Annotated in this window: 25 protein-coding genes and 1 tRNA gene; 5 read left to right on the forward strand and 21 right to left on the reverse strand. The window is 59.1% G+C overall.

All coding sequences use genetic code 11. The features are described 5' to 3' along the window. The first annotated feature begins 26 nt into the window (after nucleotides 1-26). On the forward strand, nucleotides 27-788 hold the full coding sequence (locus J3P92_RS15880) for an SDR family oxidoreductase (RefSeq protein WP_434606608.1): 762 nt from the start codon (nucleotides 27-29) through the stop codon (nucleotides 786-788). Between the two features lie 81 nt (nucleotides 789-869). Here J3P92_RS15880 and dctA read toward each other — a convergent pair whose 3' ends face one another. Together dctA and J3P92_RS15890 are read right to left on the reverse strand one after the other, a co-directional pair. Then, the gene (gene dctA / locus J3P92_RS15885) at nucleotides 870-2,177 is read right to left on the reverse strand and encodes a C4-dicarboxylate transporter DctA (RefSeq protein ID WP_434559639.1); all 1,308 of its coding nucleotides are present in this window, start codon (nucleotides 2,175-2,177) and stop codon (nucleotides 870-872) included. Nucleotides 2,178-2,277: 100 nt separating this feature from the next. Then, nucleotides 2,278-3,447 (reverse strand): mandelate racemase/muconate lactonizing enzyme family protein, encoded by a 1,170-nt coding sequence (locus J3P92_RS15890; RefSeq protein ID WP_434648191.1) that lies wholly within the window; start codon nucleotides 3,445-3,447, stop codon nucleotides 2,278-2,280. Between the two features lie 99 nt (nucleotides 3,448-3,546). Between J3P92_RS15890 and J3P92_RS15895 the strand changes: the two genes are divergently transcribed. Then, complete coding sequence (locus J3P92_RS15895; protein WP_434648193.1) at nucleotides 3,547-4,422, forward strand: LysR family transcriptional regulator; 876 nt, start codon at nucleotides 3,547-3,549, stop codon at nucleotides 4,420-4,422. Nucleotides 4,423-4,530: 108 nt separating this feature from the next. Here the strand turns inward: J3P92_RS15895 and J3P92_RS15900 are convergent. The 9 genes from J3P92_RS15900 to thrS form a co-directional block, all read right to left on the reverse strand. After that, nucleotides 4,531-4,607 (reverse strand) — tRNA-Pro (locus tag J3P92_RS15900). A gap of 90 nt (nucleotides 4,608-4,697) precedes the next feature. After that, complete coding sequence (locus tag J3P92_RS15905; RefSeq protein WP_003179985.1) at nucleotides 4,698-5,054, reverse strand: MerR family transcriptional regulator; 357 nt, start codon at nucleotides 5,052-5,054, stop codon at nucleotides 4,698-4,700. After that, nucleotides 5,035-5,337, reverse strand: a complete 303-nt coding sequence (ihfA, locus tag J3P92_RS15910; protein ID WP_002553164.1) for an integration host factor subunit alpha — start codon at nucleotides 5,335-5,337, stop codon at nucleotides 5,035-5,037. Before ihfA ends, J3P92_RS15905 begins: the two co-directional genes overlap by 20 nt. Nucleotides 5,338-5,340: 3 nt before the next feature. Further along, nucleotides 5,341-7,719 carry a phenylalanine--tRNA ligase subunit beta gene (gene pheT, locus J3P92_RS15915; RefSeq protein WP_434648196.1) on the reverse strand — a complete coding sequence of 793 codons (2,379 nt, stop codon included), beginning with the start codon at nucleotides 7,717-7,719 and terminating at the stop codon, nucleotides 5,341-5,343. 26 nt (nucleotides 7,720-7,745) lie between these two features. Further along, complete coding sequence (gene pheS, locus J3P92_RS15920) at nucleotides 7,746-8,762, reverse strand: phenylalanine--tRNA ligase subunit alpha (protein WP_207964006.1); 1,017 nt, start codon at nucleotides 8,760-8,762, stop codon at nucleotides 7,746-7,748. 109 nt (nucleotides 8,763-8,871) lie between these two features. Continuing rightward, nucleotides 8,872-9,228 (reverse strand): 50S ribosomal protein L20, encoded by a 357-nt coding sequence (rplT, locus tag J3P92_RS15925; protein ID WP_039592831.1) that lies wholly within the window; start codon nucleotides 9,226-9,228, stop codon nucleotides 8,872-8,874. 30 nt (nucleotides 9,229-9,258) lie between these two features. Next, nucleotides 9,259-9,453: a 50S ribosomal protein L35 gene (gene rpmI / locus J3P92_RS15930; protein ID WP_002553160.1), complete on the reverse strand. Its 195-nt coding sequence runs from the start codon at nucleotides 9,451-9,453 to the stop codon at nucleotides 9,259-9,261. A gap of 60 nt (nucleotides 9,454-9,513) precedes the next feature. Continuing rightward, on the reverse strand, nucleotides 9,514-10,065 hold the full coding sequence (gene infC / locus J3P92_RS15935; RefSeq protein WP_169432615.1) for a translation initiation factor IF-3: 552 nt from the start codon (nucleotides 10,063-10,065) through the stop codon (nucleotides 9,514-9,516). Next, complete coding sequence (thrS, locus tag J3P92_RS15940) at nucleotides 10,065-11,987, reverse strand: threonine--tRNA ligase (RefSeq protein ID WP_420765837.1); 1,923 nt, start codon at nucleotides 11,985-11,987, stop codon at nucleotides 10,065-10,067. The genes infC and thrS overlap by 1 nt, the downstream gene beginning before the upstream one ends. Before the next feature lie 373 nt (nucleotides 11,988-12,360). Here thrS and J3P92_RS15945 point away from each other — a divergent pair, with 373 nt between their 5' ends. Continuing rightward, a complete protein-coding gene (locus J3P92_RS15945) occupies nucleotides 12,361-12,663 on the forward strand; it encodes a hypothetical protein (protein ID WP_420765836.1) in 303 nt (100 codons plus the stop codon). A 289-nt stretch (nucleotides 12,664-12,952) separates the two neighbouring features. Next, the gene (locus J3P92_RS15950; protein WP_003179963.1) at nucleotides 12,953-13,165 is read left to right on the forward strand and encodes a cold-shock protein; all 213 of its coding nucleotides are present in this window, start codon (nucleotides 12,953-12,955) and stop codon (nucleotides 13,163-13,165) included. Nucleotides 13,166-13,230: 65 nt separating this feature from the next. Here the strand turns inward: J3P92_RS15950 and J3P92_RS15955 are convergent, their stop codons facing one another. Next, nucleotides 13,231-13,545, reverse strand: coding sequence for an I78 family peptidase inhibitor (locus J3P92_RS15955; protein ID WP_420765835.1), 315 nt, complete (start codon nucleotides 13,543-13,545; stop codon nucleotides 13,231-13,233). 163 nt (nucleotides 13,546-13,708) lie between these two features. Beyond that, on the reverse strand, nucleotides 13,709-14,014 hold the full coding sequence (locus J3P92_RS15960) for a hypothetical protein (RefSeq protein ID WP_420765834.1): 306 nt from the start codon (nucleotides 14,012-14,014) through the stop codon (nucleotides 13,709-13,711). 131 nt (nucleotides 14,015-14,145) lie between these two features. Here J3P92_RS15960 and J3P92_RS15965 point away from each other — a divergent pair, with 131 nt between their 5' ends. Next, on the forward strand, nucleotides 14,146-14,343 hold the full coding sequence (locus J3P92_RS15965) for a hypothetical protein (protein WP_434648199.1): 198 nt from the start codon (nucleotides 14,146-14,148) through the stop codon (nucleotides 14,341-14,343). Nucleotides 14,344-14,385: 42 nt separating this feature from the next. Here the strand turns inward: J3P92_RS15965 and J3P92_RS15970 are convergent, their stop codons facing one another. From J3P92_RS15970 to J3P92_RS16005, 8 genes are all read right to left on the reverse strand, one after another. After that, entirely contained in the window at nucleotides 14,386-15,414 is a 1,029-nt protein-coding gene (locus J3P92_RS15970) for a nucleoside hydrolase (protein WP_434559667.1), read from the reverse strand. Between the two features lie 29 nt (nucleotides 15,415-15,443). Then, entirely contained in the window at nucleotides 15,444-15,848 is a 405-nt protein-coding gene (gene rbsD / locus J3P92_RS15975; RefSeq protein WP_434606628.1) for a D-ribose pyranase, read from the reverse strand. Beyond that, the gene (gene rbsK, locus J3P92_RS15980; protein ID WP_434648202.1) at nucleotides 15,845-16,759 is read right to left on the reverse strand and encodes a ribokinase; all 915 of its coding nucleotides are present in this window, start codon (nucleotides 16,757-16,759) and stop codon (nucleotides 15,845-15,847) included. The genes rbsD and rbsK overlap by 4 nt, the downstream gene beginning before the upstream one ends. A gap of 23 nt (nucleotides 16,760-16,782) precedes the next feature. Further along, on the reverse strand, nucleotides 16,783-17,802 hold the full coding sequence (locus J3P92_RS15985; protein ID WP_434648205.1) for a LacI family DNA-binding transcriptional regulator: 1,020 nt from the start codon (nucleotides 17,800-17,802) through the stop codon (nucleotides 16,783-16,785). Between the two features lie 3 nt (nucleotides 17,803-17,805). Beyond that, a complete protein-coding gene (locus J3P92_RS15990) occupies nucleotides 17,806-18,783 on the reverse strand; it encodes an ABC transporter permease (protein WP_039592822.1) in 978 nt (325 codons plus the stop codon). After that, nucleotides 18,780-20,333 carry a sugar ABC transporter ATP-binding protein gene (locus J3P92_RS15995; RefSeq protein ID WP_434648207.1) on the reverse strand — a complete coding sequence of 518 codons (1,554 nt, stop codon included), beginning with the start codon at nucleotides 20,331-20,333 and terminating at the stop codon, nucleotides 18,780-18,782. The genes J3P92_RS15990 and J3P92_RS15995 overlap by 4 nt, the downstream gene beginning before the upstream one ends. A 55-nt stretch (nucleotides 20,334-20,388) precedes the next feature. Beyond that, nucleotides 20,389-21,348, reverse strand: coding sequence for a sugar ABC transporter substrate-binding protein (locus J3P92_RS16000; protein ID WP_420765827.1), 960 nt, complete (start codon nucleotides 21,346-21,348; stop codon nucleotides 20,389-20,391). A 134-nt stretch (nucleotides 21,349-21,482) separates the two neighbouring features. Continuing rightward, a complete protein-coding gene (locus J3P92_RS16005; protein WP_434648209.1) occupies nucleotides 21,483-21,929 on the reverse strand; it encodes a hypothetical protein in 447 nt (148 codons plus the stop codon). Nucleotides 21,930-21,999 lie beyond the last annotated feature (70 nt).

The following is a 21,999-nucleotide window of genomic DNA, read 5'->3' on the forward strand; positions in this document are numbered from 1 at the left end:
ATCAACTGCCCAGGAGAATATTCCCAATGGCTGACATCCCGCAGGCGCCCTTGATCCTGATAACCGGTGGAAGCCGCGGCGTGGGTGCCGCCACCGCGCGGCTGGCCGCCGCACAAGGCTACGACGTCGCCATCAGCTATATCGCCAACGAGACCGCGGCACTGACCGTGGTGGCGGACGTGGAGGCATTGGGACGGCGCGCGCTGGCCATGCGCGCCGACAGCTCGGACCCCAAGCAGGTCGCCGATCTATTCGCAGCCATCGACCGCTCGTTCGGACGCATCGACGTCCTGGTCAATAACGCTGGGGTACTGTCGGCTCAGTCACGCCTGGAGGACCTCGGCTTCGAACGCATGCAGCGCATCTTCGCAGTCAATTCCATCGGCCCGATTCTCTGCGCCCAGCAGGCAGTGAAACGCATGTCCCACCGGCACAACGGCCCCGGCGGAGTCGTGATCAATATCTCCTCGGCATCGGCGCGCCTCGGCAGCCCCAATGAATACGTCGACTATGCGGCATCAAAGGGAGCATTGGAGACGTTCACCATCGGGTTCGCCAAAGAGGTGGCCCGAGAAGGCATACGCGTCAACTGCATCCGCCCCGGGCATATCTACACCGAAATGCATGCCAGCGGCGGCGAGCCGGGACGGGTCGATCGGGTCAAGGATTCCATCCCCATGGGGCGTGGCGGTCAGCCGGAGGAAGTGGCGCGGGCCATTCTATGGCTGGCCAGCGCGGAGGCGTCGTTTGTGACCGGGACATTTCTTGATGTGACGGGGGGCAAATGACGTGGATGGCCTCATTGGAACGAAGCCTGGAGGCCAGAGCCGGTCATGCCGCTGAAGCGGAATGACCGGAGGCCTTATCGATTATTTTTGCGCCAACAATGCCTTTCTCGCAGCCTTGTCTTGCTTCATTGCGGCGATTTCACGCTCGCAGGCCTCGACGTCGAAAGAGTTGTCCCACTTGGCAATGGCGATGGTGCCGATGCCGTTGCCAATGAGGTTGGTCACAGCCCGCGCTTCGTTCAGGAACCGGTCAATCCCCAAGAGCAAAACGAGGCCTACCAACGGGATGGAGTGGATGGTCGTGAGCGTTGCCGCCAATGTCACAAACCCAGCGCCCGCCACGCCAGCCGAGCCTTTGGACGTCAGCAGGAACACACCAAGCAGGATCATTTGGTCGACGAAAGTCAGCGGCGTATTGGTGGCTTGGGCAATAAAAATGGCGGCCATGGTGAGATAGATACAAGTGCCGTCAGCGTTGAAGGTATACCCCGTAGGCAGCACCATCCCCACTACTGATTTTTTGCAGCCAAGCTTTTCAAGCTTCACCATCATTCGCGGCAACACAGCCTCGGTTGAACAGGTGCCCAGCGTGATGAGGATTTCATCCTTGAAATAACGCAGAAATTGCAGCAGCGGCATGCCCGACCATCTCGCCACCGTACCCAGCACGACCACGATGAATATCAACGTCGTGACATAGAGCGCGACAAGCAGTTGTCCGAGTGAGAACAAGGTCCCAATTCCGTATTTGCCGATAGTGAATGCCATACCGGCCCCAGCACCAATCGGCGCCAAGCGCATGACCATCGCAACTATTTTGAAGAGGCCTTGCAAGAACAGGTCAATGGTATTGATCAACGGCTTGCTGGTTTCGCCCATTTGAACCAGGGCAACTCCCATCAATACCGAAAGCAGGATGACCTGAAGCATGACGCCATTGGAGAACGCACCAATGAAAGTCTGCGGGATGATATTGAGGAAGAACTCAACGGTGCCGCCCTGTTCATTCGCAACTTGGCTGTATTTGCCAATAGCACTTGCATCAAGCGCGCTGGCATTGATGTTCATACCCACGCCAGGCTTCACGATGTTGACGACGATAAGACCGACAACCAGAGCAATGGTGGACAGGATTTCGAAGTAGATCAATGCCTTCACACCGATCCGACCGACTTCCTTGATGTTGCCCATCTTCGCTATGCCGACCACGACAGTGCCGAAAATAATGGGTGCCAATAGCATCTTTATCAGTTTGATGAAGCCATCGGCAAAGGGTTGGAGCTTGGCTCCGATATCAGGAACGAAGTAACCGATTGCTGCGCCGATCACGATACCGATCAGCACTTGCACGTACAGCTGGCTATACCAGCGGGACTTGGAATTTTCCACGGAAGCACCTCATTTTATTTTTGTGATGGGCTGTGGGCTGGCGCCGGTGGGTGGCGCCTGGTTCTGCGGCCTGCTCTCGCAGGCCGCAGCTTGAGGGTGATCAGCCTTCGCCCAGCTCACGCATGACTGCATACAAGGCAGACTTGGCTTCGAATCCCACACCCGGAATATCCGGCAGACCGACGTAGCCGTTTTCCACCTTGATCCCATCGGCGAACCCACCGAATGGCTGGAACACGTCTGGGTATGATTCGTTACCGCCCAGGTGCAGGCCGGCTGCGATGTTCAGGGACATCTGGTGACCGCCATGGGGCACCACGCGACGGGAAGACCAGCCCAGCTCTTCCATGACTTCAAGGGTGCGCAGGTATTCCACGAGGCCATAAGACAGTGCGCAGTCGAATTGGAGGAAGTCGCGATCGGGCCGCATGCCACCGTGGCGCAACAAGTTGCGAGCATCCTGGTGGGAGAACAGGTTTTCACCGGTGGCCATGGGCAATTCATAGTGGTTGGCCAGCTCAGCCTGCAATGCGTAGTCAAGCGGATCACCGACCTCTTCGTACCAGAAGAGGTTGTACTTTTTGATGGCTTCCGCGTAAGCGATACCCGTCTGAAGATCGAAGCGACCATTGGCGTCGACCGCCAATCGACGACCGTCCCCCACCACTTCAAGTACCGCTTCGATGCGACGGATGTCTTCGTCCAGTGGCACCGCACCGATCTTCATCTTGACCACATCGTAGCCACGATCCAGATAGCTCTGCATTTCCGCCTTGAGCTTTGTCTGATCCTTGCCAGGGTAGTAGTAGCCACCCGCTGCATAGACCCAGACCTTGTCATCCGCCACGCCATTGCGGTAGCGGTCAGCCAGCAGACGATAGAGCGGTTTGCCTTCAATCTTGGCGACGGCATCCCATACGGCCATGTCGATGGTGCCAACTGCGACGGAGCGCTCTCCGTGTCCGCCTGGCTTCTCGTTAGTCATCAGGGTCTTCCAGATCGCGAACGGATCCAGGTTGTCGTTTTCATGATCGACAAGGGAGTCGGGCTCAGCTTCGGTGACACGCGCCAGGAAACGATCACGCATCAGGGCACCCTGGCCGTAGCGGCCATTGGAGTTGAAACCGTATCCGATCACGGGTTTGCCATCGCGAATCACATCCGTGACCACAGCGACGACCGAGCAGGTCATTTTGGAGAAGTCGATGTAGGCGTTGGCGATTGGGGACGCAATGGAAACGGTTTTTTCACGAATATCGACGATGCGCATGAGGGGTTCCTCTTGTTGTTTGTAGCCCCACGTTAGGCTTTGCGATCTTTCCCGCCCAATGCTATTAATGCCGCACCCTATGCACAGGAGGCATGGCCCTTGGAACTCGTTTGGCTCGAAGACCTTTCAGCACTCGCGGAATATGGGAGCTTTGTTCGGGCGGCTGAAGCGCGGCACGTCACTCAGCCAGCGTTCAGTCGCAGAGTGCGCTCGTTGGAAAATTGGATGGGCGTACAGCTGTTCATCCGCACGCCCCATGGCGCGACGCTGACCGAAGCGGGTAGGCAAATATTGCCGAGCGCCCAGGAAGCCGCGCGGCGCTTGTACCGAATGCGCAACGAGGCTCAGGAGGTGGCGGGAATGGCCGCCAGATCACTGCAGTTCGCTGCAACCCATTCCCTGTCGTTTACCTTTTTCCCAAGATGGCTTCGCGGCGCAGAACACGGCGCCCCCATCGAGGCCGTGCAGTTGCATTCAGGTAGCATGGCCGTCTGTGAGCAAATGCTGATACACGGACAGGTTCAGTTTCTGCTCTGTCATCGCCATCCCGACGTTCCCCCGTTGCTGGCGCCTGACCAGTTCACGGGTAAGAAAGTTGGCGAAGACGTCCTGGTTCCCCTGGCGAGTGCTTCTGCCAACTTTGGCACCACCCCAGCGGCACTGCCCTACCTCGCCTACACCCATGAATCAGGATTGGGGCGCATCGTTGCTCATCGATTGCAGGGCAAGGAAGACTACCTCCACCTCAAGCCCCTCTTCAGCAGCCACCTCGCGGCGGTGCTGATGTCGATGGCACTGGAAAGCAAAGGAGTCGCATGGCTACCCAAAAGCCTCACCGAGCAGGAGATACTGGACGGGCGCTTAGTCAGGGCATTGGACGAGAGTTGGGATATCCCTCTGGAAATTCACCTGACCCGCCCGACGGCGCCACTTAGCCAATCCGCGGAAGAGTTCTGGTCCAGGGTGGGCGTCTAGGCTTATCACGCGTGGCCTGAGATTCATCTGAAGCCGTTGTATTGAGGGGTTGGGAACAACCATAAAAAAGGGTCGCGAGATTAAATCTCGCAACCCTTTTGGATTGTATGGTCGGGACGGAGTGATTCGAACACTCGACCCCTAGCACCCCATGCTAGTGCGCTACCGGACTGCGCTACGCCCCGACTAGGCGTGAATCTTGTTCCGCTTCTCAACGGAACGCTCAGGAATATATCGCAAGCTTTTGAAAACTGGAAGTATTTAAAAGCAGAAATTTATTTCTTGAGCACCACCAGTACATCTTCGAGCTCGGCGATCATCTGGCGGATCATCTGTTTGTACTGGGTTGTATCGTCCTTGGCCTCGTCACCGGAGAGGCGCAGGCGCGCTCCGCCGATGGTGAACCCCTGGTCGTACAGCAGCGCGCGGATCTGCCGGATCATCAGCACGTCCTGGCGCTGATAATACCGTCGGTTTCCGCGGCGCTTGACCGGATTGAGTTGAGGAAACTCCTGCTCCCAATAGCGCAGCACGTGCGGTTTAACCGCACACAGCTCGCTGACTTCACCAATGGTGAAGTAGCGTTTGCCCGGGATGACGGGTAGTTCGTCGTTATGACTTGGTTCCAGCATAAGCCTCAACTCGGGCCTTCAACTTCTGCCCTGGACGAAAGGTGACCACACGGCGAGCCGTGATCGGGATTTCTTCTCCCGTTTTCGGATTGCGGCCAGGCCGCTGGCGTTTGTCCCGAAGGTCGAAATTGCCGAATCCGGACAATTTGACCTGCTCGTTGTCTTCGAGAGCGTGCCTGATTTCCTCGAAAAACAGCTCGACCAATTCTTTGGCCTCCCGTTTATTCAGGCCCAACTCCTCATACAGACGTTCCGCCATCTCAGCTTTCGTCAGAGCCCCCATACGTCACTTCCTTAACGTGGCGTTCAACCTGTGTTCGAGCGAGGTGAGGATATTCTGCGTTGCGGTATTCACCTCATCGTCATTAAGAGTGCGCGATGGATGCTGCCAGGTCAAGCCGACTGCAAGGCTTTTTCTATGCGGATCAATGCCTTTACCTTGATACACGTCAAATAGCCTGAGGTCCGTCAGCCATTCGCCTGCATTTTCACGGATTACTGCCAGTACGGCACTGGATGCAACGCCGACATCGGCTATCAAGGCAAGGTCGCGACGCACTTCAGGAAAGCGCGATAACTCCTGGAATTTCGGCATTTTTCCTTGGGCGACTTCAGCCAGGACCAGCTCGAAAACGAAGACTGGGCGATCAAGACCCAGCGTCTTCGACAACTCAGGGTGGATCGCGCCGACATAACCGACTTCACGACCGTCTCGCTCGATGCGCGCGGTCTGACCCGGGTGCAGCGCCGGATGCTTGCCAGGCACGAAGGTGAACGCGCCGAGCGCACCGGCAAAGCCCAGCACCGCTTCCACGTCGGCCTTGACGTCGAAGAAATCCACGCCATCACGACCTTGGGCCCAGCCTTCCGGCAGGCGGCTGCCGCAAACGACACCGGCCAGCATTGGCTCTTGCTTCAGGCCGTCCAACTGACCGACAAAACGCAGGCCGCTTTCGAACAGGCGTACGCGGTCCTGCTGGCGATTCAGGTTGTGCTGGAGCGACTTGATCAGGCCCGGCCACAGGGACGAGCGCATGGCGGCCATGTCATTGGAGATCGGGTTGGCCAACAGCAGTGGCTCAACACCTGGGCTGAACAATTCGAACTGACGCGGATCGATGAAACTGTAGGTGATCGCTTCCTGATACCCACGAGCCACCAGCAGGCGACGCAGCTCCGGCAGGTCACTGCGGGCCTCTGCCTTGGCTTGCGGGGCCAGGCGAGCCTGGGGATAGCGGACCGGCAGGCGATTGTAGCCGTACAAGCGGGCCAGCTCTTCGATCAGGTCGACTTCCAGGCAGATATCGAAGCGATGGCTCGGCACTTCGACCTGCCACTGCCCTTCCCCCTCGGCCCGGACGGTCAGGCCCAAGGCGTTGAGCAGACGCTCGACTTCGGCCGGGTCCATTTCCATGCCGAGCATCTGGGTGATGCGCTGGGCACGCAGCGTCACCGGCGCGATCTTCGGCAGGTGCTGTTCGCTGACGGTTTCGATGATCGGGCCGGCTTCGCCACCGGTGATTTCCAGCAGCAGGCCAGTGGCGCGCTCCATGGCTTCACGGGCCAGTTGCCAATCCACGCCACGCTCATAGCGGTGCGAGGCGTCGGTGTGCAGGCCGTAGGAACGAGCCTTGCCGGCGACGGCGATCTGGTCGAAGAAGGCGCTTTCAAGGAATACATCACGGGTGGTGGCAGAGACGCCACTGTGCTCGCCGCCCATCACGCCTGCAATCGCCAGGGCGCGGGTATGGTCGGCAATCACCAGCGTATCGCTGCGCAAGGCCACTTCCTGGCCATCGAGCAGCACCAGCTTTTCACCTTCTTCAGCCATGCGCACGCGGATGCCACCGTTGATTTCGGCGAGATCGAATGCGTGCAGCGGCTGACCCAGCTCAAGCATTACATAGTTGGTAATGTCGACAGCCGCGTCGATGCTGCGCACGTCGGAACGTCGCAGGCGCTCGACCATCCACAGCGGGGTCGGCTTGGACAGATCGACATTGCGGATCACGCGGCCCAGGTAACGCGGGCATGCGCTCGGCGCCAAGACTTCGATCGGACGGACTTCGTCATGCACGGCCGGGACACTCGCAACCACCGGGCGAGTGACCGGGGTGGCGTACAACGCGCCGACTTCACGGGCCAGGCCAGCCACTGACAGGCAGTCGCCACGGTTCGGCGTCAGGTCGACTTCGATGCTCGCATCGTCCAGGCCCAGGTATTCACGAAAATCCTTGCCGACCGGCGCATCCGCCGGCAACTCCATCAGGCCGTCGTTGCCTTCGCCAACCTGCAATTCGGCTTGGGAGCACAACATGCCGTTGGACTCGACACCGCGCAGCTTGGCTTTCTTGATCTTGAAGTCACCCGGCAGTTCTGCGCCGATCATGGCAAACGGGATCTTCAGGCCGGGACGCACGTTTGGTGCACCGCACACGACCTGGAACGTTTCCCCGCCACTGCTGACCTGGCAAACCCGCAGCTTGTCCGCGTCAGGGTGTTGTTCGGTGCTCAGCACCTCCCCCACCACCACGCCACTGAATGCGCCGGCGGCCGGCGTCACGCTATCGACCTCAAGACCGGCCATCGACAGGCGAGCAACCAGCTCGTCCTGGCTTACCTGCGGGCTAACCCAGCCGCGCAGCCATTGTTCACTGAATTTCATCCTGCTCTCCTAAAGGTTCGTTACGACTAGCGAAATTGCGCGAGGAACCGCAAGTCGTTGTCGAAGAACAGACGCAAGTCGTTCACGCCGTAACGCAGCATGGCCAAGCGTTCCACGCCCATGCCGAAGGCAAAGCCCGAGAATTCTTCCGGATCGATCCCGGACATGCGCAGCACGTTCGGGTGAACCATGCCGCAACCCATGACTTCCAGCCAGCCCGTCTGCTTGCAGACGCGGCAGCCCTTGCCGCTGCACATCACGCATTCCATGTCGACTTCGGCCGATGGCTCAGTGAACGGGAAATACGAAGGGCGGAAGCGCACGGCCAGTTCTTTTTCGAAGAACACCCGCAGGAACTCTTCGATAGTCCCTTTCAGGTCAGCGAAATTGATGTCGCGATCCACCAGCAGGCCTTCGACCTGATGAAACATCGGCGAATGGGTGATATCGGAGTCGCTACGGTACACACGGCCTGGGCAGACGATGCGGATCGGCGGCTGCTGCGATTCCATGGTGCGGACCTGTACCGGAGAGGTATGGGTGCGCAACAACATGTTCGCATTGAAATAGAAGGTGTCATGCATCGACCGGGCCGGGTGGTGGCCTGGGATGTTGAGCGCCTCGAAGTTGTGGTAGTCGTCTTCGACCTCAGGACCCTCGGCAATGCCATAGCCGATGCGGGTGAAGAACTGCTCGATGCGTTCCAGCGTCCGGGTCACCGGATGCAGGCCACCGGAAGTCTGGCCACGGCCAGGCAGGGTCACGTCGATGGATTCGGCCGCGAGCTTGGCCGCCAGGTCCGCCTCCTCGAACAGCGCCTTGCGCGCATTGAGGACTTCTGTGACACGTTCCTTGGCGACGTTGATCAGCGCACCAACCTGCGGACGCTCTTCGGCCGGCAGGTTCCCCAGGGTCTTCATCACCTGAGTCAACTCGCCTTTCTTGCCAAGGTAGTGAACCCGGATTTGCTCCAGGGCATTGATATCTTCAGCGCTTTGCACAGCCTCTAGTGCTTGAGCGACCAGCGCGTCCAGGTTTTCCATGTACAGACTCCAGATACAAAATAGGGGAAGAGCTTTAAGGCTCTTCCCCTATTTATGACGTTTGGCACCCGGGCCCACAGAGGTGAGCCCCGGTGACTGCCGGGGGTACTTAAGCCAAGGTGGCTTTAGCTTTCTCGACAATCGCAGCAAACGCCGCTTTTTCGTTCACTGCCAGATCAGCCAGAACCTTACGGTCGATCTCGATGGACGCTTTTTTCAGGCCGGCGATGAAACGGCTGTAGGACAGACCGTAGGTACGAGCACCAGCGTTGATACGAGCGATCCACAGAGCGCGGAACTGACGTTTTTTCTGACGACGGTCACGGTAGGCGTATTGGCCTGCCTTGATTACGGCTTGCTTGGCAACACGGAATACGCGGGAACGCGCACCGTAGTAGCCTTTAGCAAGTTTCATAATTTTCTTGTGACGCTTACGGGCAATGACGCCACGCTTTACACGAGCCATGAGTTACTTCCTCTATTCTTGATCCAAAAATTAACGAAGGCGCAGCATGCGCTCGACTTTTGCCACGTCAGACGGATGCAGCAAGCTGCTACCGCGCAGTTGACGCTTACGCTTGGTCGACATTTTGGTCAGGATGTGGCTCTTGAAAGCGTGCTTGTGCTTGATGCCGTTAGCAGTTTTCAGAAACCGCTTAGCAGCACCACTTTTAGTTTTCATCTTTGGCATGTTCGGATACTCCGCATTCAGTTGATAAACATAATCGCAAGGCCTGCCGTGCCCTGGTGATTACTTCTTCTTTTTCGGGGCGATGACCATGATCAGCTGGCGTCCTTCCATCTTAGGATGCTGTTCGACCGAACCGTACTCGAGCAGGTCTTGTTCAACCCGCTTGAGGAGTTCCATCCCCAGCTCCTGGTGGGCCATCTCACGGCCGCGGAATCGCAAGGATACCTTGGCCCTGTCCCCGTCACTCAGGAAACGTACCAGGTTGCGCAGTTTTACCTGGTAATCCCCTTCCTCCGTCCCTGGACGAAACTTGATTTCTTTTACCTGAATCTGCTTCTGGTTTTTCTTCGCCGCGGCAATCTGCTTCTTCTTTTCGAAGATCGACTTGCCGTAGTCCATCACCCGGCAAACGGGTGGGACTGCGTCCGCGGAAATTTCCACCAGATCAAGCTTGGCTTCTTCAGCAATACGAAGCGCTTCATCAATCGAGACGATGCCAATCTGCTCGCCATCAGCGCCAATTAACCGAACCTCGCGTGCCGAGATATTCTCGTTGATCGGGGCTTTCGGTGCAGCTCGTTTATCTTGTCTCATTTCACGCTTAATAATAATTACTCCGAATCTGGGCGACCACGCCGGGAAACCGCTTGCGCGAGAAACTCGGCGAATTCGGCGACGGGCATCGAGCCCAGGTCAGCACCTTCACGAGTACGCACAGCGACAGTCTGCATCTCGACCTCCCGATCTCCAATAACCAAGAGAAAGGGAACCTTGAGCAAAGTATGCTCGCGGATTTTAAAGCCGATCTTTTCATTTCTCAAGTCGGACTTGGCACGAAATCCGCTTTGATTGAGAGTTTTTTCGACTTCGGCGGCAAAATCTGCCTGTTTATCAGTGATATTCATGATCACTGCCTGGGTCGGCGCCAGCCATGCGGGGAACGCACCCTCGTAATGCTCGATCAGGATCCCGACGAAACGCTCGAAGGAACCGAGGATCGCGCGGTGAAGCATGACCGGGTGCTTGCGGCTGTTGTCTTCGGACACATATTCAGCGCCCAGACGGATCGGCAGGTTGAAATCGAGCTGCAAGGTACCACATTGCCAGACGCGGCCAAGGCAATCTTTCAACGAGAATTCAATCTTCGGACCGTAGAACGCGCCCTCGCCCGGCTGCAGCTCGTACGCAAGCCCCGCGCTGTCGAGGGCGGCGGCCAGGGCGGCCTCGGCGCGATCCCACAGTTCGTCGGAACCGACGCGTTTTTCCGGACGAGTGGACAGCTTCATTTCAACTTCGGTGAAGCCGAAGTCCCGGTAGACGTCCATGGTCAGCTTGATGAACGCGGCGGATTCAGCCTGCATCTGCTCTTCAGTGCAGAAAATGTGCGCGTCGTCCTGAGTGAATGCCCGCACGCGCATGATGCCGTGCAGCGCACCCGATGGCTCGTTACGGTGGCAAGCACCGAACTCGGCCAGGCGCATCGGCAGCTCGCGATAGCTCTTCAGGCCCTGGTTGAATACCTGCACGTGGCACGGGCAGTTCATTGGCTTGATGGCGTAGTCGCGGTTTTCCGACTGGGTGGTGAACATGTTGTCGGCGTAGTTGGCCCAATGCCCGGATTTCTCCCAGAGGCTGCGGTCGACCACTTGCGGCGTCTTGATTTCGAGGTAGCCGTTCTCACGCTGGACCTGGCGCATGTACTGTTCTAGCACCTGGTACAAAGTCCAGCCGTTCGGGTGCCAGAACACCATGCCCGGGGATTCTTCCTGGGTATGGAACAGGCCCAGGCGCTTGCCGATCTTGCGGTGATCGCGCTTCTCAGCCTCTTCGATACGCTGAATGTAGGCCGCCAGCTGCTTCTTGTCCGCCCAGGCCGTGCCGTAGACGCGCTGCAACTGTTCGTTCTTCGCGTCGCCACGCCAGTAGGCACCGGACAGCTTGGTCAGCTTGAAGGATTTCAGGAAACGCGTGTTCGGCACGTGCGGGCCGCGGCACATGTCGACGTATTCTTCGTGGTAGTACAGGCCCATGGCCTGCTCGTCCGGCATGTCTTCCACCAGACGCAGCTTGTAGTCCTCGCCACGGGCCTTGAAGACTTCGATGACTTCGGCGCGCGGGGTGACTTTCTTGATGACGTCGTAATCTTTCTCGATCAGCTGCTGCATGCGCTGCTCGATCGCGGCCATGTCGTCCGGGGTAAAAGGACGCTCGAAGGCGATGTCGTAATAGAAGCCTTCGTCGATGACCGGCCCGATGACCATCTTCGCGCTCGGGTACAGCTGCTTGACCGCATGACCGACCAGGTGCGCGCAGGAGTGACGAATGATCTCCAGCCCCTCTTCATCCTTGGGCGTGATGATTTGCAGCGTGGCATCGCTGTCGATGACATCGCTGGCGTCGACCAGTTTACCGTTGACCTTGCCGGCCAGGGTGGCCTTGGCCAGGCCCGCGCCAATGGATGCGGCGACCTCGGCTACGGAAACCGGGTGGTCAAATGAACGTTGACTGCCGTCGGGAAGAGTAATAGTTGGCATGGCGCCTCCTCTCCTAGTGGTGACCCCTACCAAAGGTCACGTGGGTTGGGATGAGCCAGTACAAGATCCAGTCCAGGCCATTCAATGACGAACGCCTGCCTTACAGCGGCAGGAGCCTTGCGGCCAACCGGGAAAACCGAACCAGAGTGACTGGGATTCAAATCAGGGTTAATCGAACATTTGCCGCCGCCGGGACCTGTCGTCATCCGGAGCCTGAAAATACCCGAGCCCGGCATGCTAACACAGATGAACGGTCATCGCCGCGCTCGCGTTGAAGCGAACGTAAAAGCGGGGCTTTTATGCCAAAGTGCTGAACTGAAGCGCCCGCAACCCCTCAGATACCAAGACATCGACCCGAAAGGAGCATCTCAGCATGCGTCTGAATACGTTATTCGCAGTAGTCGCCCCCCTCGCCCTGCTGCTCCCGATTGCCGCCCATGCCGACTGGCCAAAGGGCGAGCGCGAAAAATACATGGCCCAGTGCACCCAGGCGGCAACGCCACAGATCGGCGCGGCAGCGGCCAAGTCACACTGCGCCTGTGGCGCCGACGCCATCAAATCCTATCCAGCCAGTGATATCCAGGCTCTGATGGACAACAAGGCCACCCCTGAACTGCAACAGAAAGCCCTCGGCCAGATCGCCAAATGCAAGGCGAATCCGCCTGCGAAAAAATGACGGTTTGGGCGTCAGGAAGGCGCCCGACAGGGATAAAAAGGCTTGAATAAGCGCTTTTTCCTACGATTTTTGCAGGTTTTTCAGCTTTTTTTATCGTCTTTACGTTCGGCTGAAAGCCTTTGAAACCGGGGCTTACAGCCCGTTCAGACGGTAAAGAAAACACGACTGATTGGCAAACAGCTCGTCCGGGGGGCTCCCAAATCGAACATTTCGACTATGATACCCGGGTGTGCCCAGTTGGCCTGAGCAGCACAGTACACTGAAAATATATGTTTCTTGGAGATACACCATGTCTAATCGCCAAACCGGCACCGTTAAATGGTTCAACGATGAAAAAGGCTTCGGCTTCATCACTCCTCAAGGTGGCGGTGACGACCTGTTCGTACACTTCAAAGCTATCGAAAGCGACGGTTTCAAAAGCCTGAAAGAAGGCCAGACTGTTTCCTTCGTGGCTGAGAAAGGCCAAAAGGGTATGCAAGCTGCACAAGTTCGCCCAGAGTAATTTCCCGGCGCGCTAAAAAAACCCCGTCCATGTGACGGGGTTTTTTATGGTCAGCTTAAAACCAATCAGCCGCAATTGACCCGGTTGACCACCAGGTTGGCATCGGTATTGAGGTTCAAGCGATCGGAGCGGTACTCAAGCGTGACCATGTCGTTGGGCTTGAGAATACGGGCGTTTTGCGCGCCGGAACGGCTCCGCGCCTGCTCCAGCAACTGGGGCGAGGCCTGCTTGCCAATCGCGAACTCAGCAGCCTTCGCCTCGCAGCGACTATGCCCGGTTTCGGCCGTCACGGGATCAGGGGTCGATTCAGAGGTGCTGCTGCAACCGCTCAAGAGCGCAGCGGCCAGCAAAGTACTCAGTGACGCGAGCTTCCAAGGCATGAAGCCTCCTTTTTCAGTGAAATAGCAGAGAGCGTGCGACAACCCAAACGAAACTTGGTTTCAACGCCAAGGCCATCATGGTGCCCTCATCTGGAAAAACGGCAGTTTGCCTGAGCCCTGCCCAGCTGTTCACCGCTCAATCGTGACTGAATATGAATGGCGCTCAGTAGATGTCGATGTAATCGAAGGGCGGGTTCGGCCAGTTGTCTTTCAATGCATTGTAGATTTGCATCACCCAGACCTCATCGCTCGCCGCAACGTTTCCGACATACCCCGAACCCTTCGCCCAGGTTTCAAGCCGAAACAACAAACCTGCGATGTCGGCACCCCCTACGACACCCGAGGAAAGATAGGCAATGCCAGCCTTGGTCACACGCAACTGGGTATGTTCGTCATCACTGGCGGACGCGAGCAAATCACGCACGGCCTCGAGGGTGAACGCCTCAGGATCCTTCAAATCGATCTGCACGTAGGAGCCCCCGGGGAAAATAAAAAACCGAGTGTCGCACAGTGCTCGCCTGATGCCTAAGTCGCACTGCCAAACCCACTCCAAAAATGCTTAACTCAGCCTACAGATTTCCCAACCTGCGAGCCCCCGACATGAGCACCGTCAGCATCGAAGCCACCATCAATGCAAAATGGGCGCAGGGCCACAGCTCGTACAGCCCAGGCAGCCCGGAAGAACTGGCGATCCTCAGCATCGAGTTGCTGGTGAAAGAACTCGGGACGCAGGCTGCGCAGAACTTCGTCAAGCAAGCGTTCGAGCGCTATCCGAGCATCATCGAGACAACTGTATAAGGTTCCCGCAGGCAAACGCCTGCGGGGTTGCCTTGGGATGCGTTACTTGAGCCGCGCCAATCGCTCGGTCAGCAGATCGAAGAACCCCTGGGCATCGCCATCCTTCACCCAAAAAGCGTTTTTTGGCGCTTTCAGACCGTCGTACCAATCGACGACGGTCTGGCCGAAAGTCGGGCCTTCACGGCTGTCCACCACAAGGTTGACCGCACGCCCGCTAAACAGCTGCGGCTTGAGAAGGTAGGCGACCACGGTTGCATCGTGCACCGGCCCGCCCGTCATGCCGTAGTGCTCCATGTCGCCCTTGACGTATTCGTTGAGAATATCGCCGACCAACTTGCTCGCGTTGTTGTTCAGCGCAGCGATCTGCTTCAGGCGTGTCTCGCTGGTAAGGATCTTGTGAGTCACGTCCAAGGGCAGGTAGGTCAGCTTCACACCGCTTTTGGCGACGATCTCCGCCGCCTGAGGATCGGCATATAAATTAAATTCGGCCACCGGCGTGATATTGCCGCCGTTGAAGTGCGCGCCACCCATGATCACCACCTCCTTGATCCCCTGAACGATCCCGGGCTCCTGGACCAGCGCCAAGGCCAGGTTCGTCTGCGGGCCGAGCATGGCAATGGTGATGCTGTGGGGCTTGGCCGCCTTAAGCGTGTCGATTAGGTAATTGACGGCATTGCCCTCGGCCAAGCCTTTCTTCGGCTCGTGCACCGTGACACCCGACAAACCCTCCTTGCCGTGGATGTTTTCCGCGTAGATGGGCGTGCGCATCAACGGTTTCGGCGCGCCGGCATAGACCGGCACCTCTTCGCGACCCGCCCACTCACGGGCCAGGCGCGCATTGCGGGAAGTCTTGTCCAGGCGCACGTTCCCCGCCACGGTGGTCAACGCGCGAACGTGCAACTCCTCGGGGGATGCCAGCGCGAACAACAGCGCAACCACATCATCGGCGCCCGGATCGGTGTCGATGATCAAGTCGATCTTCTCTGCCGCCTGGGCGCTTGTAGCCGTGATGAATGACAAAAGCAGCAGACTCCGCAACAGTTGATGCATTTTTTGAGCATAGCGGTGCATGGCGCACTCCTTGTGCAGGTTGTGAATATCTAGAACGTGACGCCCGCGATCAGCACCACGTTGCAGTACGGTGAGCATTCTCCGGTGCGAATGACCGCCCTCGCCTCGCGAGTAAGCACCTTGAACTGCTCATGGCTGACCAACGCCCGCGCGCCTAAGGCGCCTTCGGCGTGCAGCGCCTCCAACGTCGCCAGGGCTGACGGTTGCTTGTCGATAATTTCCTGCGCCAATACATGGCTTTCGACCTGCATCTCGCTGAGCAGCACGTTCAAGGTACTGACAAAATCGGGGACGCCATGGGTCAACGCAAGGTCGATCAGTTCGACGTGTGGCGGCACCGGCAGCCCGGCATCACCAATCACCACCTTGTCGCCATGCCCAAGGGAAGCGACCAGGCGTGACAGGGCGATGTTCAACAAAGGAGTCTTTTTCATGATTCGAACGCCTGAACTTCCGACAATGCAGGAATAGAGGGCTGCGCGCCCGCGCGAGTGACCGACAGCGCAGCGGCGACCTGCCCGAAACGAATGGCCTCGACTTCGTCCTGACTGTTCGCCAGGGCCGCCGCGAAACCGCCGACGAACGTATCGCCTGCCGCGGTTGTGTCAACCGCCTTGACCCGCGGCGCGGGGAAGTGTTCGAAGCTCGCTCCGTTGGCGAACAGCAACCCTTGGGCACCCAGCGTTACGATGACTTTGCCGGCACCCGCCGCGAGCAACTGCGTCGCGGCGGCTTCGGCGGTCTCCAGGGAATCCACGGCCAGGCCACTGAGGACCATCGCTTCGCTTTCGTTGGGGATCAGGTAGTCGACGTAGGCGTACCAGTCGCCCGGCAGGGCATGGGAGGCCGGCGCCGGATTGAGAATGACGATCTTGCCAAGCTCATGGCCGCGCTTGAGCGCATGCCCTACGGTGGCGTCCGGCACTTCCAGTTGGCAGATAATGACATCGGCGCCTTGCAGCACCGCATCAAAACTATCGAGGACGCCGGGCGTCAGCTCACCATTGGCGCCGGCAACGATGACGATCGCGTTCTGGCTGTTGTCATCGACCACGATCAGCGCAACGCCACTGGAGCCCTCCACCACGCTGACCGCCTGGCAATCGATGCCCTCGGCGAGCAGCGCGCCACGCAACTGCTGTCCATAGGCGTCATTGCCGACGCAACCGACCATGGACACTTGCGCACCCAGGCGCGCGGCGGCCACCGCCTGGTTGGCGCCCTTGCCCCCCGGGATGGTGGAAAACGACTCGCCAATCAGGGTTTCCCCGCCACGAGGCAGACGCGGCGCACGCGTCACCAGGTCCATGTTCAGGCTGCCTATCACCACTACTTTTGCTGGCATACATCATTACTCATCAATTCGGTTCAGCGGTATTGGGCGAATGTACCGGGCACCGGTGCAGTCGATTCTCGCAAGACAATGCTGGGCGTCACGATCCGCTGGTCAGTGGCAAGCCCCGGCGTTGCGATGCGCCGCAGCAACACCTCGGCCGCCATCTCGCCCAGGTCCAGGATCGACTGCCCCACAGTGGTCAGCGCCGGGTAGACATAACGGCTCATCTGAATATCGTCGAAACCGATGATCGACAGCTCACTGGGCACGCGCACATTGCGTTCGGCGGCGGCGCGCAATGCACCGATGCCGATCATGTCGTTGGCCGCGAAAATCGCGCTGGGCGGCCGTTGCCCAAGCAATTGGGCCGCCGCACGGTAACCGCCGATGCTGGTGAAATCGCTCTCGAGCATGCGCTCGACGGGCAGCTCGATCCCCGCTTCATTCAGCGCACGGCAATAACCCGCCAGGCGCATCTGTGCCACGCTGGTGTCCGCCGGCCCGCCAATGAAGGCAATGTCGCGATGGCCCAGGTCCAGCAGATGCCGGGTGGCCAGGTACGCGCCATATTCATGGTCGATACGGACCAGGTCCGCATCGACGCCATCGAGGCCACGGTCAACGATCACCATGGGCGTACGCACGTTGGTCAGGCCCTCGGCCAGGCCGACATCGCCCCCGGCCGACGCCACGATCAATCCGTCGATACGTTTTTCCAGCAGCACCCGCAGATAACTGCGCTGCTTGTCCGGGTTGTCGTCGGAATTGCATAGGATCACGCAGTAGCCATTGCGCTCGCAGTAATCCTCGATTCCCCGAGCCAGCTCGGCAAAGTACGGGTTGAGGCTGTTGGGCACCAGCAGGCCAATGGTGGCCGTGGTCTTGGCCTTGAGCGAGCGCGCCACGGCGCTGGGCACATAGTCCAACCGTTCGATGGCGGCCTCGACCTTGCGCCGCACCTCGTCACTGACCGGCCGCGTCTTGTTCACCACATGGGACACGGTCGTGTAGGAAATCCCGGCAAGCGCCGCCACATCCTTGATCGTCGCCATGGTTCAAGCCCGCCGACTGGCGCGCTGGCTGCGGTACGTATCGAGCACCACTGCAATCACGATCACCGCGCCGGTGATGATGCGTTTGGTCGGCTCGGTCGCGCCGATCTGGGCCAGGCCTGCCGCCAGCACCGAAATGATCAGCACGCCGAAAAAGGTGCTGATGACCGAGCCGCGCCCGCCCATCAGGCTGGTGCCGCCGATGACCACGGCGGCGATGACTTGCAGCTCGAGCCCCGAGCCTGCGTTGGGGTCCGCCGCTTCCAGGCGAGAAATCTGGAACAGCGCCGCAACACCGGCCAGCAAGCCCATCAGGCTGAACACCAGGATCTTGTAGGGCTTGGGGTTGATGCCGGCCAAGCGCACGGCTTCTTCATTGGTGCCGATGCCAATCAGGTAGCGCCCGAACACCGTGCGGGTCAACACCGCTTGGGCAACGAAGATCACCAGTAAGGCGATGATGAACGAAGGCGAAATACCGAAGGCAATCGGATTGGACAGCCAGGCGAAGGAGTCGCCGATATAGGCGGTCCGCGAGCCGGTCATCTGGTACGCCAGGCCCCTGGCCATTTCCAGCACACCCAGCGAAACGATGAACGACGGGATACGCCATGCCACGGTAATCGAACCGGTGACCGTGCCCGCCAATGCCGCCACGGCCATGCCAAGCAAGGCCGATGGCCAGACGCTCCAGCCCCAGCCCAGCACCGCCACGCTGACTGTCGAAGCCGCCAACGCCAGCACCGAGCCCACCGATAAATCGATGCCGCCGATGATCAGGATAAAGGTCATGCCGACCGCCAGCACCATGAGATCGGGGATCTGATTGGCGAGGGTGCTGAAGGTGTCGTAGGAAAGAAAGTGGCTGCTCAGGACCGAGAACAGCGCGACCATGGCGAGCAAGGCGCCAGCCAGGCCCAGGTAAGTGCCCAGACCATAAAAGTTGCCATTGGATTTGCCGACGGCAGGTGCGGTTTTCATGAGAGATCCCTAGGCGCCGCTTCGTTGAGCAGCGCATCACGTTTCTGGTAGCCGGCGAACGCGGCGGCAAGCAAGTCATCCTGGGTCCAGCTGTCGCGCTCGAATGTGTCGATCAGGCGCCCGGCGGAAAGCACACCGATCCGGTCACAAATCAACATCAGTTCCCGCAGGTCACTGGAGACCACGACCAGCGCCTTGCCCTGGCGAGTCAGTTCACCCAACAACGCATAAATATCGAACTTGGCGCCGACGTCGATGCCACGGGTCGGCTCGTCGAACAGCAGTACTGAGCAATCGCGTTCGAGCCAACGGCCGATCACCACTTTCTGTTGGTTGCCGCCAGACAATTCGGACACCAGCTGCGTCGAGCTGGAACTGCGGATGCGCATGGCGTCGATCTGCCGCTGCGCCAAGGCCTGCTCCGCGCTGCCATTGACCAGGCCGGCACTGGATATCTCCGGCATGTTGCCCAGCGCGATGTTGGCGGCGATGGATTGGCTCAACAGCAAGCCCTCGCCCTTGCGATCCTCGGTGATCAAGGCAATGCCGTGGGCCACCGCATCGGCCGGGGAACGGATGCTGACCACATTGGCTGGCGAGCCCAGTGCCACCGTACCGCTGTCGGCTACATCCGCGCCGAAGATCAACCGCAACAGCTCTGTGCGCCCTGCCCCGATCAGCCCGGAAATACCGAAGATTTCACCGCTGCGAACTTCGAACGACACATCGCGGACCTTGTCGGAACGGGTCAGGCCCTTCACGGTCAGCGCGGGGGCGCCGATCTGGCGCGGGCCCAGGTCGATATGCTCGCCCAGCTCCCGACCGACCATCAGCGTCACCAACTGCTCACTGTTGTAGTTGGCCATCGGCTCGACGCAGACCAGGTTGCCGTCGCGCAGCACCGCAATGCGCTGGGCCACCCGCGCCAGTTCCTCAAGGCGATGGGAGATATAAATGATCGAGACGCCGCGGGCCTGCAAGCGGGTGATCTGCTCGAAGAGCATTTCGACTTCGCGGGCCGTTAGCATCGCGGTCGGCTCATCGAGAATCAGCACATGGCAATCGCCGATCAGGTTGCGGGCGATCTCGACCATCTGCTGATGACCGATGCCCAGTTCACCGACCAGCGTGTCGGGATCGATTGCATCGAGCCCCACCTGGGCCATGGCGTCGATCGCCGCTTTGCGTAATTGCTTGCGACTGATCCAGCCGCCGTGGCTGGGCAGGTTGTCGAGGAACAGGTTCTCGGCCACGGAAAGAGTCGGCAGCAGGTTGAGTTCCTGCATCACCATGCGCACGCCCAGCTCTTCCGCCTGGGTCCGGCTGCCGGGACGGTAATCCTGCCCGTGGAACTGCATCTGCCCCGTCGTCGGCGTGACCAGCCCACCGATGATCTTGGACAAGGTACTTTTGCCGGCGCCATTTTCACCGGTCAACGCCAGCACTTCACCGCGCATCAACGTCAGGTTGATATCGCTCAGTACCGGCTGGGCATAGGTCTTGCCGATACCGCTGACGCACAGGACAGCGTTCGGGTCGCGAACGGACATAACAAACTCTCCAATGCGCCCGCCCGGACGGGCGAGCGCCGTTGTGTCGCCAGGATTACTGCTTGGTCACCAGCTCGACCGGAGTTTCGATAACGCCGTTGGCGCCGCTGTCGACTTTTTCGCCCTTGAGCATTTTCAATGCGGTCTCGATGCCGAACACAGCCTGCTTGGCAGCGAACTGGTCGGCTGTGGCCAGGACACGGCCGTCCTTGAGCATCGGCTTGATGGCGTTGATATTGTCGTAGCCGACCACTTGCACCTTGCCCGCCTTGCCAGCCGCGCGCACGGCCGAGACCGCACCTACCGCCATGCTGTCGTTGCCGGCCAGCAGCGCCTTGATGTTCGGGTATTCGCTGAGCATCGACGAGGCAACCTGGTTGCCCTTGTTGATCTCCCAATCGCCCGATTGCAGGGAAACGACCTTGATCTGCGCGGCCTCCATCGCATCCTTGAAGCCTGCGGTGCGCGCCTGGGCGTTGGTGGTGGTCGACACGCCTTCGATGATACCCACCTCGTCACCAGCCTTGAGCTCCTTGGCCAGGTATTCACCCACCAGGCGAGCGCCCTTGCGGTTGTCAGGGCCTACGAAAGGCACGGTGATGTTCTTGCTCTTGACCACCGCTGGATCGAGTTGATTGTCGATATTGATCACGGTGATGCCGGCATCGACGGCTTTCTTGATCACCGGCACCATGGCCTTGGAATCGGCAGGCGCGATGATCAGCGCGTCGACCTTGGACACGATCATCTGCTCGACGATGCGGATCTGGTTGGCGGTGTCGGTTTCATCCTTGATCCCGTTGGAGATCAGGTCGAAGTCGGCGGAGTGTTCTTTCTGATAAGCCTTGGCGCCATCCTCCATCGTCAGGAAGAATTCGTTGGCCAGGGATTTCATGACCAGGGCAACCTTGGGTTTTTCGGGAGTCTGGGCGAGCGCCGAGGAGAAAGGCAGCGCAGCGGATGCGGTCGCGAGCATGGCAACGGCGAGCAGGCGACCAGCGAATGGCAGCTTCATGGGTTCACTCCGATTTTATGATTATTGTGAGCAAAAATCGTCATACGACGACTGCGCAAACGTTTGCGTGGAATGAACTATGGTAAAGCATCGGCGTTTTGTCAACGCTCCGGTTTTATCCGGAACATTGTGGATCAAGCCGTGGTGTTGACCAACGTCCCAGAACTGGAATCCTTCGCCAATTCCTTGATCAAGCTGCCCGTGACTTCCTGCAGCGCACCGGTGGTATCGGCGATCTGTCCCTGGATGGCCATGACCGCGGCAGTCTTGGCTTCAGGCGTGGAATAAGGACGCGCCTGCGCAGCGGCGAGCTGCTGCTGTTGCTCACGCAGTTGCTGCTGTAGCTCTTGCATGCGCTTGAGCAGGACTTTCATGGCGATGCTTTGGGTGCTGTCGCTTTTTTCGGTCTTGCTCTCGGCGTCGGTATGCAGGTTCGCGCGCACCTTACCGGGCGCTTGCGTTTCGCCAAGGGCTCGGTCGGCAGCATCGGCGGTTGCCTCGCTCAAGGCATTCAACGTCGCTGCGGATTTACCGCCGATGGTGACGGCGGCGGCATTTGGAAAGCCGATTGAAAAGCTCATGTCTCGCTCCATGAATGAATTCCTACAAGGTAGATCGTCCATTGGCGCGTTTTCTTTAGCCTCACAACCC

It is taken from the genome of Pseudomonas sp. D3-27, from assembly GCF_051132165.1.
In the GTDB taxonomy this organism is placed as follows: Bacteria; Pseudomonadota; Gammaproteobacteria; order Pseudomonadales; family Pseudomonadaceae; genus Aquipseudomonas.

What these genes read in the sequence shown, in the direction of transcription:
- J3P92_RS15950 (WP_003179963.1), top strand. Translation starts at nt 12,953, where the DNA reads ATGTCTAATCGCCAAACCGGCACCGTTAAATGGTTCAACGATGAAAAA.
- pheS (WP_207964006.1), bottom strand. Translation starts at nt 8,762, where the DNA reads ATGGAAAACCTGGACGCGCTGGTCGCTCAAGCACTAGAGGCTGTGCAA.
- J3P92_RS15905 (WP_003179985.1), bottom strand. Translation starts at nt 5,054, where the DNA reads ATGCTGGAACCAAGTCATAACGACGAACTACCCGTCATCCCGGGCAAA.
- J3P92_RS15970 (WP_434559667.1), bottom strand. Translation starts at nt 15,414, where the DNA reads ATGCACCGCTATGCTCAAAAAATGCATCAACTGTTGCGGAGTCTGCTG.
- J3P92_RS16005 (WP_434648209.1), bottom strand. Translation starts at nt 21,929, where the DNA reads ATGAGCTTTTCAATCGGCTTTCCAAATGCCGCCGCCGTCACCATCGGC.
- J3P92_RS15955 (WP_420765835.1), bottom strand. Translation starts at nt 13,545, where the DNA reads ATGCCTTGGAAGCTCGCGTCACTGAGTACTTTGCTGGCCGCTGCGCTC.
- J3P92_RS15890 (WP_434648191.1), bottom strand. Translation starts at nt 3,447, where the DNA reads ATGCGCATCGTCGATATTCGTGAAAAAACCGTTTCCATTGCGTCCCCA.
- J3P92_RS15990 (WP_039592822.1), bottom strand. Translation starts at nt 18,783, where the DNA reads ATGAAAACCGCACCTGCCGTCGGCAAATCCAATGGCAACTTTTATGGT.
- rpmI (WP_002553160.1), bottom strand. Translation starts at nt 9,453, where the DNA reads ATGCCAAAGATGAAAACTAAAAGTGGTGCTGCTAAGCGGTTTCTGAAA.
- J3P92_RS16000 (WP_420765827.1), bottom strand. Translation starts at nt 21,348, where the DNA reads ATGAAGCTGCCATTCGCTGGTCGCCTGCTCGCCGTTGCCATGCTCGCG.
- J3P92_RS15965 (WP_434648199.1), top strand. Translation starts at nt 14,146, where the DNA reads ATGAGCACCGTCAGCATCGAAGCCACCATCAATGCAAAATGGGCGCAG.
- J3P92_RS15995 (WP_434648207.1), bottom strand. Translation starts at nt 20,333, where the DNA reads ATGTCCGTTCGCGACCCGAACGCTGTCCTGTGCGTCAGCGGTATCGGC.
- ihfA (WP_002553164.1), bottom strand. Translation starts at nt 5,337, where the DNA reads ATGGGGGCTCTGACGAAAGCTGAGATGGCGGAACGTCTGTATGAGGAG.
- pheT (WP_434648196.1), bottom strand. Translation starts at nt 7,719, where the DNA reads ATGAAATTCAGTGAACAATGGCTGCGCGGCTGGGTTAGCCCGCAGGTA.
- rbsK (WP_434648202.1), bottom strand. Translation starts at nt 16,759, where the DNA reads ATGCCAGCAAAAGTAGTGGTGATAGGCAGCCTGAACATGGACCTGGTG.
- J3P92_RS15945 (WP_420765836.1), top strand. Translation starts at nt 12,361, where the DNA reads ATGCGTCTGAATACGTTATTCGCAGTAGTCGCCCCCCTCGCCCTGCTG.
- J3P92_RS15880 (WP_434606608.1), top strand. Translation starts at nt 27, where the DNA reads ATGGCTGACATCCCGCAGGCGCCCTTGATCCTGATAACCGGTGGAAGC.
- thrS (WP_420765837.1), bottom strand. Translation starts at nt 11,987, where the DNA reads ATGCCAACTATTACTCTTCCCGACGGCAGTCAACGTTCATTTGACCAC.
- J3P92_RS15985 (WP_434648205.1), bottom strand. Translation starts at nt 17,802, where the DNA reads ATGGCGACGATCAAGGATGTGGCGGCGCTTGCCGGGATTTCCTACACG.
- rbsD (WP_434606628.1), bottom strand. Translation starts at nt 15,848, where the DNA reads ATGAAAAAGACTCCTTTGTTGAACATCGCCCTGTCACGCCTGGTCGCT.
- rplT (WP_039592831.1), bottom strand. Translation starts at nt 9,228, where the DNA reads ATGGCTCGTGTAAAGCGTGGCGTCATTGCCCGTAAGCGTCACAAGAAA.